The sequence below is a fragment of the Oscillibacter sp. CU971 genome, from assembly GCF_905219725.1.
Taxonomy (GTDB): Bacteria; Bacillota; Clostridia; order Oscillospirales; family Oscillospiraceae; genus Oscillibacter.
The window spans coordinates 1-1,358 of sequence record NZ_CAJMXG010000492.1 but is presented as its reverse complement, the minus strand read 5'-3'; the positions used below and the strand labels follow the sequence as shown (position 1 = coordinate 1,358).

Annotated in this window: 1 protein-coding gene and 1 pseudogene; both read left to right on the top strand. The window is 54.9% G+C overall.

Translation table 11 applies throughout. The features are described from left to right. Window positions 1-670: helix-turn-helix transcriptional regulator (locus tag JX325_RS16860; RefSeq protein ID WP_243414156.1), on the top strand; the 670-nt coding region annotated here is incomplete at its 5' end. A gap of 153 nt (window positions 671-823) precedes the next feature. After that, a pseudogene (locus tag JX325_RS16855) lies at window positions 824-1,358 on the top strand (IS4/IS5 family transposase); the annotation flags it as partial.

Sequence of the window (1,358 nt, the reverse complement as noted above, 5' to 3'; positions counted from 1 at the left end):
TAATGTCATTAAGCTAGCCGCGAAGAAAGAAACGGCAGAAGGCAATAGGATTCCGAAGGAAATCCAGAAGGAACTTATCAGGAAAAAGAGGCAGCAAAAGCAGACGGAGGCAGCTCCGTCAGAAAAAGAGTACACAAAAGCCCAGGCCCTTTTGGAAAAGCTGCGCTACTATGCCGAGCAGACGGGCAGGCCCTATGTCCGCATGGAAACCGGGCTGTTGTCCGCTATCACCAAGGAGAGGGTTGGCGGGCCATGGCAGGAGGAACTGGCCACCGTTCTGAAAGAAGCGGAGCGTTACCGCTTTCTGCGCCTGATTACCGAGGAGGGAGCGGCGGTATGGCCCCTGTTCCAACGGGAGAAAAAGGCGTTGCAGGAAGCTGGGACGTTGAATAAGGACTGGCTGCGCCGCCTGCTGGCCGAGGCCGAGGAAGTGGCCCGGCGCTATCCCCTCTACCTGAAAAAGCGGGCGGCTGTGGCGGCGGATTTCAAAGGCGTCGCCCTGACCATCCTCCGTTTGCAGGCCGACGGCCTATCTGTTAATCGGATCGCTCAAAGGCTGGATTTGAAGCCGGACAATGTGAAATATCACATCAAGGAGAATTATCGAAAATTGAATGTTGACAACAAAACGGACGCGCTGCTGGCGGCGAGAAGCCTGGGAATTTTATAGACCGTGAAATGCGTCTCACGGTGAGTAATGTCCTTAAGTTAGGAATAAGGAGAAGATAAAGTCAAAAAAAGATGTAAAAAGGGGTTGACAAAGGAGGAAAAATGTGCGGCGAAGCCCTGAAAAGTAAACTTGCTTTTCGGGGGGACGCCGCACATGAAATATACACCAAAATTTTTGCGGGGGATGCTGCTTTCTATGATCCGGGAAATGGGGGAGCACCCAGAACAATACGTCAGGCAGCCGGGGCGGGATTTTACCCGTCGCCGGACGCTGACCTTCGAAACGGTCATATCTCTGTTGCTGACCATGAGCGAAAACAGCATTGGAAAAATACTCATCGGACGGTTTCAAAACAGCGAAAAAACACCGTCGGCCTCGGCGTTTGTCCAGCAGCGGCAGAAGCTGCTGCCCGTAGCGCTGGAGACGCTGTTCCACCGCTTCACAGCCCTGCTGCGCCCTGGGAAGACCTTTCGTGGCTATCGTCTGCTGGCAGTGGATGGCTCGTCGCTGAAATCCGCCGCCTACCCGGAGGACCCGGCCTCCTACCGCCCCGGCACGCCCAGGCAGCACGGCTGGAACCTCTGGCACATGAATGCGCTCTTTGACCTGGAAAACGGCATTTATACCGACCTGATCGTGCAGAAGGAGCACGAAAAGAACGAGTGCAGAGCCCTGTGCCAGATGGCAG